The 15,560-nt window shown below is 66.8% G+C and carries 11 protein-coding genes; 4 read left to right on the forward strand and 7 right to left on the reverse strand.

Going from position 1 to position 15,560, the window contains the following annotated elements; translation table 11 throughout:
- The first annotated feature begins 159 nt into the window (after positions 1 to 159).
- The 4 genes from ACWDTI_RS14500 to ACWDTI_RS14515 all read left to right on the forward strand — a co-directional run bounded on the left by ACWDTI_RS14500 (position 160) and on the right by ACWDTI_RS14515 (position 5,962).
- The gene (locus ACWDTI_RS14500) at positions 160 to 1,548 is read left to right on the forward strand and encodes an L-serine ammonia-lyase (RefSeq protein ID WP_449738787.1); all 1,389 of its coding nucleotides are present in this window, start codon (positions 160 to 162) and stop codon (positions 1,546 to 1,548) included.
- Between the two features lie 35 nt (positions 1,549 to 1,583).
- The gene (locus ACWDTI_RS14505) at positions 1,584 to 2,306 is read left to right on the forward strand and encodes a hypothetical protein (protein WP_449738788.1); all 723 of its coding nucleotides are present in this window, start codon (positions 1,584 to 1,586) and stop codon (positions 2,304 to 2,306) included.
- A gap of 612 nt (positions 2,307 to 2,918) precedes the next feature.
- Complete coding sequence (locus ACWDTI_RS14510) at positions 2,919 to 4,307, forward strand: MFS transporter (protein WP_449738789.1); 1,389 nt, start codon at positions 2,919 to 2,921, stop codon at positions 4,305 to 4,307.
- A gap of 149 nt (positions 4,308 to 4,456) precedes the next feature.
- Entirely contained in the window at positions 4,457 to 5,962 is a 1,506-nt protein-coding gene (locus ACWDTI_RS14515; RefSeq protein WP_449738790.1) for an aminobutyraldehyde dehydrogenase, read from the forward strand.
- Between the two features lie 6 nt (positions 5,963 to 5,968).
- Here the strand turns inward: ACWDTI_RS14515 and ACWDTI_RS14520 are convergent, their stop codons facing one another.
- From ACWDTI_RS14520 to ACWDTI_RS14550, 7 genes are all read right to left on the reverse strand, one after another.
- On the reverse strand, positions 5,969 to 6,646 hold the full coding sequence (locus tag ACWDTI_RS14520) for a GntR family transcriptional regulator (protein WP_449738791.1): 678 nt from the start codon (positions 6,644 to 6,646) through the stop codon (positions 5,969 to 5,971).
- Positions 6,647 to 6,890: 244 nt separating this feature from the next.
- Positions 6,891 to 7,790 (reverse strand): 4-hydroxy-tetrahydrodipicolinate synthase, encoded by a 900-nt coding sequence (gene dapA / locus ACWDTI_RS14525; protein WP_449738792.1) that lies wholly within the window; start codon positions 7,788 to 7,790, stop codon positions 6,891 to 6,893.
- 39 nt (positions 7,791 to 7,829) lie between these two features.
- Positions 7,830 to 9,230, reverse strand: coding sequence for a protoporphyrinogen/coproporphyrinogen oxidase (locus ACWDTI_RS14530; RefSeq protein WP_449738793.1), 1,401 nt, complete (start codon positions 9,228 to 9,230; stop codon positions 7,830 to 7,832).
- Between the two features lie 46 nt (positions 9,231 to 9,276).
- The gene (locus tag ACWDTI_RS14535; protein WP_449738794.1) at positions 9,277 to 10,638 is read right to left on the reverse strand and encodes an MFS transporter; all 1,362 of its coding nucleotides are present in this window, start codon (positions 10,636 to 10,638) and stop codon (positions 9,277 to 9,279) included.
- Positions 10,639 to 10,835: 197 nt separating this feature from the next.
- On the reverse strand, positions 10,836 to 12,401 hold the full coding sequence (locus tag ACWDTI_RS14540; protein WP_449738795.1) for a GMC family oxidoreductase: 1,566 nt from the start codon (positions 12,399 to 12,401) through the stop codon (positions 10,836 to 10,838).
- Positions 12,394 to 13,932, reverse strand: a complete 1,539-nt coding sequence (locus tag ACWDTI_RS14545; protein ID WP_449738796.1) for an APC family permease — start codon at positions 13,930 to 13,932, stop codon at positions 12,394 to 12,396. The genes ACWDTI_RS14540 and ACWDTI_RS14545 overlap by 8 nt, the downstream gene beginning before the upstream one ends.
- A 55-nt stretch (positions 13,933 to 13,987) precedes the next feature.
- The gene (locus tag ACWDTI_RS14550; RefSeq protein ID WP_449738797.1) at positions 13,988 to 15,475 is read right to left on the reverse strand and encodes an aldehyde dehydrogenase family protein; all 1,488 of its coding nucleotides are present in this window, start codon (positions 15,473 to 15,475) and stop codon (positions 13,988 to 13,990) included.
- Between the last annotated feature and the right edge of the window lie 85 nt (positions 15,476 to 15,560).

The raw sequence follows: 15,560 nt of genomic DNA on the forward strand, positions 1-15,560 counted from the left end.
ATTAATATATCTATTGTCGTCAAGCTTTCGGGTTGTCGCTCAGCCCGGCGCGGGGATCACCCCTTGACCTTCACCCCACCCCTGCCCTACCGTGGTGAACGGCTGGTATATCACTTGCCGATCACCATCCGGCAACCACTCCGAAGGGACCGCATACGCATGACCGTCAGCGTGTTCGACCTGTTCTCGGTGGGCATCGGCCCCTCGAGCTCCCACACCGTGGGCCCCATGCGCGCCGCGGCCCGGTTCGTCGTCGACCTGCGCACCCTCGGCGCACTTGACGACACCGCCGACGTGCGCGTCGACCTCTACGGGTCACTGGCCGCGACGGGGCGTGGGCACGGGACGATGACGGCGATTCTGCTCGGACTCGAGGGATACCTCCCTGAAGAGATCGAGACCGAGGTCATCGAGCAGCGCACTGCGGCGATGCGCGCGTCGGGACGCATCGAGGTGGGCGGTGTGCGCTCGATCGCGCTCACCGAGGACGACCTGATCCTGCGGCCGTTGACCGTTCTCCCCTGCCACCCCAACGGGATGTCGATCACGGCGTTCTCCGCCGACGGCACCGAACTGCACCGCGAGACCTACTACTCGATCGGCGGCGGCTTCGTCGTGACCGAAGCCGAAAGCCTCGAGAGTACCGTCGACTCTGCGGTCACGGCCGAGCTGGCGTTCGACTCGGCGAAGGAACTACTCGAACTGTGCCAGCGCACCGGGATGAGCATCAGTGAACTGATGCTGTCGGTCGAATCCGAGTCGCGCACGGTCGCCGAGATCCATGATCGGCTGTTGCACATCCGCGACGTCATGGTCGAATGCGAGAACCGCGGCATCGTCCGGGACGGCAATCTGCCTGGCGCGCTGCAGGTTCGCCGTCGAGCCAAGGCATGGTTCGAGCGGCTCGACGCCGAGGACCCCGACCGCAGTCCCGAATTCGCCGAGGACTGGGTCAATCTCGTCGCGCTCGCGGTGAACGAGGAGAACGCTTCCGGCGGTCGGATCGTGACCGCACCGACCAACGGGGCGGCCGGCATCGTGCCCGCGGTCCTACACTACGCCACCCACTACACCAAGGCCGGCCGCGCCAACCCGGACGACACCGCGATCCGTTTCCTGCTCACCGCCGGCGCCGTCGGCTCCCTCTACAAGCAGCGCGCCTCCATCTCGGGCGCCGAAGTCGGATGCCAGGGCGAAGTCGGTTCGGCGGCATCAATGGCCGCCGCCGGACTGGCCGAAATCCTCGGTGGCACACCAGAACAGGTGGAGAACGCCGCCGAGATCGCAATGGAACACAGCCTGGGGCTGACGTGCGATCCCATCGAAGGGCTCGTCCAGATCCCCTGCATCGAGCGCAACGCGATCTCGGCAGGCAAGGCGATCAACGCCGCCCGCATGGCGCTGCGCGGCGACGGCACGCACCGGGTGAGTCTCGATCAGGTGATCGAGACCATGCGCACCACCGGCGCCGACATGCACACCAAGTACAAGGAGACCTCGATGGGTGGTCTCGCCGTCAACGTGCCGGTGAGCTTCGTCGAATGCTGATGTCGCGCCGACCATTCGATCCCGAGGAGGATGCTGTGATCGCCGATGCCACCGTCATCGACCGACTCTCACCGCTGTCCGGAGCGGCCGCGGAGCTTCTGCTCGAGTCGCCGAATCCGCAGCGCGCTCTCGGCCCGGATGTCCACACCGGCGTTCTGGACATCCTGCTGCGGTGCGCTCCGTGCCGCGGCGAGGCATTTGTGGTGTTCGAGTTGCTGTCGTCGCTGCTGCCCGGGTCCTACGACCCCGGCCCCGACACCGTCGACGACGTCGTTGACACACTCGGCCGGTTCGAGGTCTCTGATGTGGTCTGCCACCGTGCATTCGGGCCCAACTGGCGGGCCGTGATCGCCCACGCCTATGCCGTCTCCGAATGCATCGACGACAATGGCGCCACCACAGCGTCGATCGCGACGGACAGCCATCGCCGATTCGGCGCGTGGGTCCACGCCCGCGAAACCGCCTCCGAGGCCGGTCGTCTCGATCACTGGTATCGAGCCCAGGGTGCGGCGTGGGCGCCGCGGTTCGGTCAGTTGGCCTCGGCCCCCGGGTCCGACCACATCTCTCTCGAAGTGATCGTGGCGATCCGCGACGTCGCCGCGGCCCTGGCCATCGCCGACCTCGTCGGGCGCGATGGGTTCACCGAGGATCACTTCGAGACACTCGTGGCGCCGGGTCGTGTGCTGCCACAGCCGCACGTTCCGCGGCACGTTCAGGCGGGGGCCGGTTACTCGGCGTCCAATCGCCAAATGGCGTAGCGTATTTCGGTGGTGTAGCCGAGGTCGCGGCGGCCGCTGACCACGGTGGCGGTGGCATCCGGCGCAATCTCGGCATCGGACTCCCACGCATCGGGGATCGCGACCACCGGACATGGCCATCGTCGCCGGTGCGATGTTGTGCGGCACATGCCGCCACAGATCTCGCTGTTGAGTACCGATCCCCCGCGTCGGCAGGGAACAGGTCAGCCTCCCTGCAGCGAATTCCTCACGCAGCAAAAAGTAACTCGGGCCTCGGCGCGGGCCACCCGAACGGGCTCCTGTGCCGCCGGAATCGACATGGCTGTGCGCCGGGACACCAGTGCTGTCAATGCGGTGCCCTGCCCGGCGAACCCGGTCACCCGTTCGCGCACTCGCCGACAGTCAGCGGTGCCGGTGGAGTGTCGTCGAACAACTCCGACGCGCGTCCATCGACACGATCAGCGTCCCCGCGGAACGCGTGGAGCCGGATCGAAACGCGAAACCTATTGACTTGATCTGTGATCACATCTACTGTCTTCGTATCACAGCGGATCCGGCAGTGCGATACACCCACTTGTCGAAGCACCGTCGCTTCGTCGATAAAACCCTGCGCCCCAATCACTCTTCGCTCTGATGACCACGCCCACACCGGAAGGACCCGGTTCCATGACCGCTCCTCATCCCCTCGACGACGCACCATTGTCGAGCTTCCACAAGAAGCTCGCGTTGTTCGCCTCCGGTGGCCCGTTCCTCGACGGGTATGTGCTGTCGATCATCGGCGTGGCGCTGGTACAGATCAGCCCCGAGTTCGGCCTGAGTTCGGCGCAGGAAGGACTGGTCGGTGCCTCCGCATTGGTCGGCATATTCCTCGGCGCCTTCGCCGGCGGCTGGCTCACCGACAAGTTCGGCCGCCAGGTGCTGTTCACCATCGACCTGGCGCTGATCATCGGATGTTCGATCGCCCAGGCGTTCGTCCCCAATGTCTGGTGGCTGATCGGTCTCCGCCTCCTCATCGGCGTCGCGGTGGGCGCCGACTATCCGATCGCCACATCCCTACTCGCCGAATTCTCTCCCCGTCGCTGGCGCGGTCCCCTGTTGGGCGCGTTCGTCGCGATGTGGTTCGTCGGCGCGGTCGGCGCATACATCGTCGGCGAGGCGCTCATGCACGTCGACGGCGGCTGGCGGTGGATGCTGGCCAGTGCCGCGGTACCCGCGATCGCGATCGTGCTCGCCCGCATCGGCACACCGGAATCTCCCCGTTGGCTGATGAAGAAGAGTCGGGTCGACGAGGCGAATGCGGTGCTGCAGAAGGTGTTCGGACCCACCGTGTCGGTCGACGATCTGCCCGAGGAGGTGCACGAGAACCTCCGCGTCGGTGCGCTGCTCCGGGCCGGCTACGGCAAGCGCATGGCATTCATCACCATCTTCTGGACCTGCTCGATCGTGCCGCTGTTCGCCGTCTACGCCTTCGGCCCGAAGATCCTCGGCGCCCTCGGCCTGACCGGCGCACTGGCCAACTACGGCTCGGCGTTCATCACCCTGATGTTCCTCGTCGGCTGCCTCGTTGGGCTCATGCTGGTCAATCGCATGGGCCGCCGTCCGTTGATCATCCACAGCTTCGCGTGGGCGGGCCTGGCCCTGCTGCTGCTCGGCATCTTCACCAACGCCTCGGCCTGGCTGGTGCTCGCCTTGTTCGCCGCCTACGCCGTCACCATCGGTGGCACCCAGATCCTGCAGTGGATCTATCCGAATGAGCTGTTCCCCACCGAGATCCGTGGATCAGCGGTCGGTCTGGCGTCGTCGTTGAGCCGGATCGGGGCAGCCATCGGCACCTACCTGGTGCCGGTCTCGCTGACTCACCTCGGTACCGCGTGGACCATGATCGTCGGCGCCATCATCACCTTCGTCGGTGCGGGCGTCTCGATCCTCTGGGCGCCGGAGACGCGTGGGCTCACGCTGGGTGAATGCGCGTCGATCACCACGCCGTCCGGTATCGCGCCCGACGCAGCGACGGCGGCGTGATCGTAGATCTCTCACCAACCGGCATCGTCGCGGACGACTGCACGTTCGATCCTCGCGCTGCACGCGGCGACAGAAGCGCGGAGTACCCAGCGGCACGAACTGTGGCTGGGACAGCCCGCAGACCACATCCTCGAAAGGAGACTCAGCTCATGACTGTTTCTACCCACACCTACGAGATCCGCCGAGCCGAGACGGACACCATCCTGATCTCCGACACCGACCTGCCACCCCGTGGACAGTTCATCGACGGCGCCTTCCGGCCGAGTACCTCACACGCCACGCTCGCGGTGATCGACCCGTGCACAGAGCACGAGATCGCCCAGATCGCGAATGGCACAACCGAAGACGTCGACGCAGCGGTCGCGGCCGCAGCCACGGCACAGCCGGCGTGGGGCACGCTCACTCCGAAGGAACGATCGCTCGTCCTGCTGCAGATCGCCGACCGCGTCGAGGCCAACGCCGATCTGCTGGTGCGGCTGGAATCGGCGAACACCGGTAAGCCGCTCGAGGTCTCGCGCGACGACATCGCCGGCACCGTCGACACGTTCCGATTCTTCGCCGGTGCGGCCCGGGCCATCACCTCTCAGGCGGCGGCCGACTACACCCAGGGCCATCTGTCGGTGATCCTGCGCGAACCGCTCGGCGTGATCGGCGTCGTGACGCCCTGGAACTATCCGCTCCTGATGGCGGCCTGGAAGATCGCACCCATCCTGGCCGCCGGCAACACACTGGTGATCAAGCCGTCCGAACAGACCCCGCTGACCACCATCAAGCTCGCCGAACTCATCGCCGACCTGCTGCCTTCGGGCGTGCTCAACGTGATCACCGGGGCCGGACCGGTGGTCGGCGCGCGGCTGTCCGACCATCCCGACCTGGCGATGATCGCGCTGACCGGCTCGGTGAACTCCGGCCGGGCCGTCGCCGCCGGGGCTGCCGGCTCACTCAAGCGCGTACACCTCGAACTGGGCGGCAAGGCGCCGGTCGTCGTGTTCGACGACGCCGACCTCGACGCCGTCGCCACCGGCATCCGTGCCGCCGGTTTCTGGAACTCCGGGCAGGAGTGCGGCGCCGGATGCCGCATCCTCGTGCACGAGTCGGTCGCCGACCGACTCACCGAGAAGCTCGTGGATCAAGTGTCGTCGTTCGTGGTCGGCGAGCCCGGCGCCGGCGAGGACGTGGAGATCGGCCCGATGGTGTCCCGAGCGCATTTCGAGCGCGTCGCTGGGTTCCTGTCGCGCGCGCAGGCCGCCGGCATCCGCGCCGCGGTGGGCGGCGGCGCCCTCGAAGGACCCGGATTCTTCATCGCACCAACGGTTCTCGTCGACGTTGCCGACGACGCGGAGGTCGCCCAGACCGAGATCTTCGGCCCCGTGATCACCGTGGAGACGTTCACCACCGAGGACGAGGCGATCACCCGGGCCAACTCCGTTCCCTACGGCTTGTCCGCCTCGGTATGGACCGAGAGCGCCCGCCGCAGCCACGACGTCGCCGCACGTATCGACTCCGGCACCGTATGGGTCAACTCGCATCTGGTGCTCGCGACCGAGGCACCCTGGGGCGGCTTCAAGGGCTCAGGGTACGGCCGCGACCTGTCGATCTACGCGCTCGACGACTACTCCCGGACCAAGCACGTGATGCACAACCACGAGCGATGACCGGCGTCAATCGCCGGCGGACTGCGCGGCGAGCAACTCCTCGATCCGTTCGGTCGCGTCGACCAGCGAACGGTCGTTGATCGCTGCGGCCGCGGCACTGTCGTTGTCGGCCGCCGCATCGATCAGCTCGCGTTGATAGGTCCAGAGGTGTTCGCCACGTTCGGAGCCGAGCGTGCCCTGGGCGCCCACCAGTTTGTAGGCGCGACAGCGACTCCAGAGCGATCGAATGGTCTGCAGGAGCACCGGGTTGCCGGCGGCCTCGTACAGGATCGCCAGCAACGCCTCGTCCCGGTCGAGATACTCCGGAACGTCTTCGGCGATGATCGCCTCCCGCATGGCCTCGTATTCGGTGGTCATCCGGTCGATGTCGGCGGGACCGATGTGTTCGGCACCGAGTCGGGCACCTTCCACCTCGAGCAGTCGGCGCACGTCGTAGACGTGCTTCAGCTCGGACAGCGAAAGTTCTTTGACCACAGCACCTTTGTGCGGTTCACGCTCGGCCAGGCCGGCTTCCTCGAGGCGGCGGATCGCCTCCCGGACCGGCATCACGCTGGTGCCGACGAGGGCGGCGAGGTCACGGACGCGCAGTCGGTAGCCGACGGGGAACTCGCCGCTGAGGATGGCGTCGCGGATCTTCTCGTAGACCTGATCCGTCAGCAGGGATGACTGCACTTCTGTGACCACAGATCACATCGTAGTGGCTCTGGTGCTGTGAGTGAGGGACCCGGGCGCTCCTGTACCCGATCGGCGGCCGGCAACTCTGCCCCGACGGGCGCCAGGTCTTACTCGACCACCGAGGAGTTCGCCTAACCGCGCCCGTGGCGCCGCTACGAGGAGATTATTGACGTATGACACCGCTGCGTGCGCGCGTAGGCGAACACGACGTCAGGGGCACCCGATATCGGGTGCCCCTGACGTGGTGTCTCGGTCAGACGAGGGCGGGTTCACGGCGCATTGCCGCGAGCGCTGCTTCCACGCCGGCCAATTCCTCCGCGGTCAGATCCGACACCGGCCGCCGCGGCGAGCCGACGGGTTCCCCGAGGATGCGCAAACCGGCCTTGACCGCCGAGATGAACGGCACCGAGATCAGGGCGTCGATGACGGGGTACAGGCGGCGCCATTGGGCGAGTGCGCCGTCGAGGTCACCGTCGGCGACGGCGCGGTAGACGGCAACGATCTCGTTCGGGACCACATTCGCGGCGCCGGCCATCACGCCCGCCGCGCCTTCGGCGAGTGCGCTGTAGAGGTAGCTGTCCCACCCGATGAAGGTGCCGAGGACATCGCTGTGGTGGTGGATGAGTTGCAGCGCCTGTTCCCAGTTCGCACTGGAATCCTTGATATAGCGGATGTTGTCCACCTCGCGGGCCAGTCCGGCGGCGGTGGCGGCGTCGAGGTTGACGCCGGTGGCGGCGGGGATGTTGTAGAGCATCACCGGCAGGTCGACGGCCTCGGCGACATCCTTGATGTAGGCGACGGTCTCGTCGATGGACAGCGCTTCGTAGTACGGGGTGACGAGCATCAGGACGTCGGCGCCCGACGCCTGCGCGGCGCGGGAGAGGGTGATCGCCTCGCGGGTCGTGGTGGCGCCGGTCTGGGCGATGACCGGGACACGGCCGGCAGTGTGGGTGACGACGGTGTCGACGAGTTCGCGTCGTTCGTCGTGGCTCATCGCGGCGAACTCGCCGGTGGAGCCGCCGGCGACGACGCCGTTGACGCCGGCGTCGATGGAGCGGTCGACGATCCGCTTCAGGAGTTCGGTGTTGATGTTCTCGTCGGCGTCGAACGGGGTGGTCAGGGCGGTCAGGACGCCGCGCAGGTCGTTGGTCATGAGAGTGGATTTCCTTCTGGGAGTGAGCTTTTACGTGGGTCAGATGGCGGCGGTGGCGGGCGTGAGGCCGGGCACGCTCACCAGCGAGCGGGTCTGGTAGTCGCGGGCGAGCCGGCTGGCGGCCTCCTGGGCGGCGGTGAAGGCCGAGCTGATGGCGGTCTCGGTGTAGAGGGTGCCCATGTAATCACCGGCGAGGAAGACCCGATCCGATGGCCGGGTCAGCGCGGACTGCAGCTTGCCGCGGCCCGGGAAGCAGTACGGCGCCCCGGTGTGCCACCGCTGGACGTGGGCCTCTTCGATGTTGCCCGCGAATCCGGGGAAGATGTCGTCGAGGTCGCCGACGTAGGTGTCGATGATCTCGGCGTCGGTGCGGTCGAGCAGCTTTCGCGCAAGGCTGGCCGGCGAGAAGGTCATCAGGCTTCCGCCGGGCTGCCGGTGCCGCTCGGAGCCGCGGACGATGTTGCCCATGTTGAGAGCGACGTTGAACGATCGTTTCGGCGTGGCGATTCCGTAGGCGCCGTCGTAGGGTTGCGGGCCGGTCTCGTTGGTCAGGAATGCCGCGCTGACATAGGGCCCGTACTGGATCTTGCCCAGGGCCTCCCGCTGGTCGGCCGGAAGATCAACAGCGACTCGGTGACTCACCGTCGCAGGGGTGGCGAGCACCGCGTAGCGGGCCTCCACCTCCCGCTCGACGCCATCCCGCGTGTAGCGCACGACGACCGAGTTCTTCTTGTGCACAACCTCGTTCACCGAAGCGCCGAGCTCGATGCGGTTGCGCATCGACGCCGCGATGTTCTCGGTCAGCGTCGAGGGTCCGCCGAGGATGCTGCGGTCGAGACCGGCGCCGATGTTCCACACCAGGCTGAAGTAGCCGATGCCGGCGCCGGCCGCCAGTTCTTCGGGGTCACCCGCGGAGCGGGTCACCGTGGGCCGGAACAGGGCCTCGGCGTCTTCGGGCAGCGAGCCGACGTAGTCGGCGAAGGAGCGGTCGTTCTCGAACTCGTAGATCCGTTGCTGGCGCACCTGCGGAGACTCCCCCGCCCGCACCCGCACGGCGCGGGCATAGCGCAGCACGTCGAATCCGACCTTGGCGCCCGACCGCAGCAGAGCCAACCGGGAGGCCATCGGCATCGGCACCCGGAACGGGTAGGTCTGGACCGGACCGTCGAGCAGGACCTTGCCGTTCATCGCCAGTCCCGCAAGCGATCCGGGCACCTTGGTGGATGCGGTCCCGGTCTCGGCGAGGAGCGCTTCGGTGGAGGTTCCCGCGCCGGCGAAGACGTGCCCGCCCCAGTTGAGGAAGTACTGTCCACGCTTCTCCGAGCGGATGCGGCCACCGACCCGGGTGCCGGATTCCAGGATGACGGTGTCCCAGTGGCGCAGTCGCCACGCTGCGGACAGCCCGGCCAGGCCGCCTCCGACGATCACTACGTCCTTCATGATTGTTCCTCTCGTGCAAGCAAATTGATGTTGTGGGAGTCGGCGGTCAGGCGGCGATACGGGAGTCGGAGTGCGTCGATGCGGGCATGGCGCCGAGCGCAGCGCTCTCGGTCAGCGTCATGCCGCGGGTCTCCGGTGCCATGAAGTGCGACAGCAGCGCGCCGAGCAGGGTGATGGCGGCACCGATGAGCATCGTCACGCCGATGCCGAGAGAATCGAGGGCCATGGGGACCAGGAAGGTGCCGACGGCTGCGCCGATCCGGCTCAGCGACGAAGCCATGCCGACGGCGGTGCCCCGGATCTCCGTGGGGAACAGCTCATTCGGGTACACCCACTGCATGATCTGCGTGCCGCCGATCACCACCGCGTAGATCGCGAAGAGCGCCATGATGATCCAGGTCGAGGCGTTCGGGAAGAACCCCAGCAGGGCCAGCGCGATCCCCGACCACAGGAAGCTGTGGATGATCAGCGGGCGACGTCCCACGCGGTTCACCAGGAACAGCGCCACGACGCAGCCGACGAGGAACAGGATGGTGATGACGGCCGACCCGACGTGTACGGCGTTGCCGGAGAGGTTCAGTGCCCCCAAGATCTTCGGGGCGAAGGCGTACACGGCGAACAGGGGCACGATGGAGAAGGTCCAGAACAGCGTGATGAAGGCCATCCGCGTGCCGTAGCCCGAGCGCAGCAGGTCCTTGACGCCGACATTCGAGTCTTCCTCGGCCGGCAGGTCCGCAACGCTGACGCCCGGGCCGTAGACCTTGCGCATCACTTCGTCGGCCTCGTCGTTGCGACCCTTGCTGACCAGCCACCGCGGCGATTCGGGGGTACCGATACGGGCCAGCACGATGATGACCGCCGGGATCGCCGCGCTGGCCAGCATCCACCGCCATCCGTGCGCGTCACCGGTCATCGCGATCAGTTGCCCCACGATGTAGGCGACCGCCGCACCGACGAACCACATCGCGACGAATGCGCCCAGGAAGGGACCCCGGTACTTGCGCGGGGTGAACTCGGTGAGCAGTGACGTCGCGATGGGATAGTCGGCGCCGACGGCCACGCCGATCAGCAGTCGCAGCATGATCAGCCACATCACATCGGGTGCGAAGAACTGCGCGACCGAGAACACGATGATCGCGACCAGGTCGATGGTGAACAACACCTCGCGGCCGAAGCGGTCGGTCAAGCGACCGCCGGCGTAGGCACCGAGCAGGATGCCGATCAACGTCGACGCGGCGATCAGGCCCTGCGCGGCCGAGGACAGATGCCACTGGTCGGAGATCTGCACCATCGCCACGCCGATGATCGACAGGATGTATCCGTCGAGAAACGGTCCCCCGGAGGAGAAGATCGCGAGCTTCTTGTGAAACCTCGACAGGGGTGCGTCGTCGAGTGGGTTCGTCATCATGAGTGGGCTCCTCGGTGGAGAGATAGGGGTCTGTGATCCGCGTCTCACCAAGTACCGTAACTTGTGATCACAGATCACACAACCCTAGACGCCCAGATATTTCGTCGAGACCACGTCGTGTTACCAGTGCGAAAACACCGCGGCCGTCGCTCCGAGGAGGAGCGACGGCCGCGGTGTCGTAGGTCGGTTCGACCCGATCAGCGCCCGAGCAGCAGATCCGCACACTTCTCCGCCATGGTCATGACGGTGATGTTGGGGTTGACCGCGGGCAGCTTGGGCATCGCCGAGGCGTCGACCACCCGCAACCGCTGCACACCCTTCACCCGCAGTTCGGGATCGAGGACCGCCATCGGGTCGTCGACCGCACCCATCCGGGCCGTGGCCGCCGGGTGATAGACGGTGTTGTGCGTCTTGTGGATGTAGTCGATCAACTCCTCGTCGGTGACGGCATCGGGTCCGGGGGCGAGTTCGCGGCCGATCCAGGAGCGCAGCGGTTCCTGCGCGGCGATCTCGCGGGCCAGCTTGATGCCGGCGAGCATGACGCGCTCGTCGTGGCCCTCGGGGTCGGTGAAGTACCGCGGATCGACCTTGGCGCGATCCCGGAAGTCGCGGGAGCGCAGGCGCACCGTGCCGCGTGACTTCCCCTGTGTCACATTGGGAGTCAGGCAGAATCCGTTCTCGGTGGTGGGATAGCCCCACCGGAGAGTGTTCATGTCGAACGGCACGCTGCCGTAGTGCATCATGAGGTCCGGCTGGTCGAGGCCGTCGACGGTGGTGGTGAACAGACCGATCTCCCACCACTGGGTGGAGTCGGTGACCATCGGCCGCGACGCCTCCCAGAAGACGAGGCCCTCGACGTGGTCGTCAAGATTCGAGCCCACCCCGGGCGAGTCGACGCGGACCGGGATGCCCATCTCGGTGAGGTGATCGGCGGGCCCGATTCCCGAGAGCATCAACAACTTCGGGGTGTCGATGGCGCCGGCGGTGACGACGACCTCGCGCCGGGCGTGCACCTCGTCGTAGCCGGTGAGGTCGGGCCGCTGATAGCGCACGCCGGTGGCGGCGCCGGTGTCGTCGAACAGGATCTCGCTGATCCACGAGTCGGTGCGCACCTCGAGATTGGGCCGCTTGCCGAGGATCGGATGCAGGTACGCGTGCGACGCCGACATGCGGGTGCCGTCCTCGTCGGCGTTGATCTGGAACCAGCCGGCGCCGTTGACGACGGTGCTGCCGCGGTTGAACTTCACCGTCGGCAGGCCGACCTTCGCCGCGGACTCGAGAACCGCTGCGCCGCAGGGATCCACGGGCGGGACGTCGCGCAGGCGCACCGGTCCGTCGTGGCCGTGGTCGCCCTCGGCGTCGTTGCGTTCCACGCGTTTGACGTACGGCAGAACGTCTTTGGCGCCCCACCCCTTGGCGCCCATGGCCTCCCACTCGTCGAGGCCTTCGGCGGGTGGGTGGAAGGCGATACACGAGTTGTGCGACGAGCAGCCGCCGAGCACCTTCGCCCGTGCGTGCCGCATGAAGCTGTTGCCCTTCTCCTGCGGTTCGATCGGGTAGTCCCAGTCGTAGCCGGAGTCGAGCAGGTGCATCCACTGGTTGAGGACCAGGATGTTGTCGTCGCCGACGTCGCTGGGCCCGGCCTCGACGAGGCATACGGAGATCTCCGGGTCCTCGGACAGCCGCGCGGCGAGGACGCATCCGGCGGTGCCTCCGCCGGCGATGACGTAGTCGAAGGTGTCGTTCGATGCGTTGTCAGACATTGCTTTTCACTCCAGGTGTTTCCGCTGCGTGCGATGCGAGGGTGCCGATGTGGTGACGGCCCTTGACGGCGTACCAGATCAGGCCCGAGCCGAGGATGATGCCGATGTAGACGAAGGCGCCCCACGTGTTGTACCAGGGCGAGCCGTAGACCGCGGTTCGCGGCCAGGCGAGGTTGAGCGCCATGCCGACGCCCCACAGGACGGCGAAGATGTTGACCGGCAGACCCCAGCGACCCATGGTGAAATAGCCTCCCGCGGCCAGGTCTTTCGGCGGCCACTCCCCTTTGAGCCGCTTCTTGAGCAGCGGACCGGTGACCATCAGGTAGGCCAGGTAGATCATGATGATCGCGATGGAGGTCAGCACCGTGAAGATCTTGGGCTGGCTGATGTTGACGACCAGGATGAGCACGGCGATGATGCCGATGACGACGGCCGGGACGATCGGCGTCTGGGTCTTGGGATTGACCCGAGCCAGCTTCTCACCGAAGGGAAGTGCGTTGTCACGGGCCATGGCGAAGGTGAGCCGGATGGCCGCGGTATGCACGGCCAGCGAGCACACGGTGACGGCGACGACGATGCAGCACAAGAAGATCGTGCCGAGCGGTCCCCACATCACCTGCTCGACGATGTACTGCAGACCGCCGTCGCTCTGACCGATCTTGGGATCGTTCAGGTCCGGTGCCGACATTATCGCGAACACCAGGATCGCGCCGCCGATGACGAAGGACGCGAGGATGGCCCGCAGGATCGCCTTGGGTGCGGTGCGTCGCGGCTCGACGGTCTCCTCTCCGAGCGAACTCGCGGTGTCGAAGCCGTACATCACATACCCCGACGCGAGCGAGGCGACCAGGAAGGCACTGAGGTAGCCGCCGGATTCACCGGCGCCGTAGCCGTTGGTGGAGAAGAACACGCTCGGTCCGCGAGTGATGTTGCACGCCAGGATGATCGCGATGAGCACGGCGGCGATCAGTTCGATGAACACGCCCGCACTGTTGATCATCGCCATCAGCTTGACGCCGAGCGCGTTGACCAGGGTGGTGAACAGGATCAGGCAGCTGCCGAGGAGCACGGCGTTGGCCGCGAAGCTCGACGGTGTCGACCCGTCGCCGATGATCTGGAAGCCGCTCCACAGGCGTGGCAGGTTGAGCTGCAACGCCAGCACGACCGCGGACAGCGTCACGATCGACGCCGTGAGCATCAGCCAGCCCGACGACCAGCCGACAACCCGGCTCGCGAGTGCCTTGGACCAGTTGTACACGGAGCCGGCGACCGGGTACTTCGCGGCGAGCTCCATGAAGCACAGCGCGACGGCCATCTGTCCGATGAACACCATCGGCCACGACCACAGGTAGGCGGGACCGGCGGTGCCGAAACCGAAATAGAAGAGCTGGAAGGTGCCGGTGAGGATGGAGATGTAGCTGACGCCGGCGGCGAAACTCGCGAACTTGCCGATGCTGCGGTCGAGCGATTCCTTGTAGCCGAAATCGTTGAGACCGCCGTCGTCGGATGACTGATGGGCTGAGGTTGTCATGCGATTGTGCTCTCTTGTGTGAACGAGGATCGGGCGACGCTGCCCCGGGCTGTGGTCACGAGTTGAACCAGCCCACCTCCTTTGGTGCGGTGTTGGTCCAGATGTGCTTGTGCTCTTGGTATTCGGCGAGTCCGGTGGGACCGAGCTCGCGGCCGTTGCCGGACTTGCCGAAGCCGCCCCATTCCGCGGCGGCGGTGTAGACGCCGAAGTCGTTGACCCACACCGTGCCGTGACGTAGCGCTCGCGCGACCCGTTCGCCACGCGCGGTGTCGCCGGTACGCACGCCGGCGGCGAGACCGTAGGTCGTGTCGTTGCCGAGTTCGATGGCGTCGGCCTCGGTGGTGAATCGTTCGACGGTCAGGATCGGGCCGAACGTCTCCTCCTGCACCACCCGCATCGACCGGTCGCAGTGGTCGAGGATCGTCGGCGGGAAGTAGCTACCTTTCGCGAATCGTTCGTCGGCGGGCCGCTCACCACCGGTGACGAGTGTGGCACCCTCGGAAACACCCAGGCGCACATATGATTCGACCTTGTCCCGATGGGCCTGCGAGACCAGCGGGCCGGTTTCGCTGGCGTCGTCGAGCCCGTCGCCGAAGCGGATCGCCTCGGCGCGCGGAACCAGCGCGGCGACGAATTCGTCGGCGATGGACTCCTCGATGATCAGCCGCGTGCCCGACGAGCAGACCTGACCGGAGTGCAGGAAGACGCCGGTGATGACGGCGTCGAGTGCGGCGTCGCGGTCGGCGTCGGCGAAGACGATGTGCGGGTTCTTGCCGCCGAGTTCGAGGGCGACCCGGGTGACGTGCGGTGCGGCCACCGCGGCGATGCGTGCGCCGGTCGAGGCGCCACCGGTGAAGGAGATCATGTCCACGTCGGGGGTGTCGGTCAGGGCGTCGCCGACCGCGGCTCCGCTGCCCTGGATGAGATTGAGGACACCGGCCGGCACGCCCGCCTCCTCGGCCGCCTTGACGAGCGCGATCGTGCTGAGCGGGGTGACCTCGCTGGGCTTGGCCACCATGGTGCAGCCCGCGGCGATGGCGGGTGCGATCTTCCAGGCGATCTGCAGCAGGGGGTAATTCCAGGGCGCGATCAGGACGCACACACCGACCGGCTCGTGCACCACACGACTGATGATCGTCGGATCGCCCACGTCCACCAGACGCTCGGACTCCACCGCCGCCAGCCGCGCGTAGTATCGGAACACCGACACCACGTCATCGATGTCGATGTGACTCTCCCGCAACGTCTTTCCGGTGTCGAGGGTCTCGATGCGGGCGATCTCGTCGCGATCGCGCAGCAGTAGGTCGGCGATGCGGTCGAGCATCGCGGTGCGCTCGGAGACGGTCGTGCGCCGCCACGGCGAATCGTCGAACGCGGCGCGCGCGGCGGCGATCGCGGCTCGCGCGTCGTCGGCGGTCGCCTCGTCGACCACCGCGACCACACTGCCGTCGGCGGGATTGACGATGTCACGGGTGCCGCCATCGGAGGCACGCCGCCATTTGCCGTCGATGTAGAGGATGGGCTCGGTGGGCAGAACAGTCATCGGTTACTCCTCGGGCGTTCAGCCGGCTTCCCTGAGACGTGGGCGGGATTCTGGGCGATCAGGTGGGGACCTGACAGATCAGTAC

It is taken from the genome of Gordonia sp. NPDC003424 (genome assembly GCF_053588655.1).

Bases quoted from the DNA above. Each gene is read 5' to 3' on its own strand.
- ACWDTI_RS14500 (WP_449738787.1), top strand. From the start codon at position 160: ATGACCGTCAGCGTGTTCGACCTGTTCTCGGTGGGCATCGGCCCCTCG.
- ACWDTI_RS14530 (WP_449738793.1), bottom strand. From the start codon at position 9,230: ATGAAGGACGTAGTGATCGTCGGAGGCGGCCTGGCCGGGCTGTCCGCA.
- ACWDTI_RS14550 (WP_449738797.1), bottom strand. From the start codon at position 15,475: ATGACTGTTCTGCCCACCGAGCCCATCCTCTACATCGACGGCAAATGG.
- ACWDTI_RS14535 (WP_449738794.1), bottom strand. From the start codon at position 10,638: ATGATGACGAACCCACTCGACGACGCACCCCTGTCGAGGTTTCACAAG.
- ACWDTI_RS14545 (WP_449738796.1), bottom strand. From the start codon at position 13,932: ATGACAACCTCAGCCCATCAGTCATCCGACGACGGCGGTCTCAACGAT.
- dapA (WP_449738792.1), bottom strand. From the start codon at position 7,790: ATGACCAACGACCTGCGCGGCGTCCTGACCGCCCTGACCACCCCGTTC.
- ACWDTI_RS14540 (WP_449738795.1), bottom strand. From the start codon at position 12,401: ATGTCTGACAACGCATCGAACGACACCTTCGACTACGTCATCGCCGGC.
- ACWDTI_RS14510 (WP_449738789.1), top strand. From the start codon at position 2,919: ATGACCACGCCCACACCGGAAGGACCCGGTTCCATGACCGCTCCTCAT.
- ACWDTI_RS14515 (WP_449738790.1), top strand. From the start codon at position 4,457: ATGACTGTTTCTACCCACACCTACGAGATCCGCCGAGCCGAGACGGAC.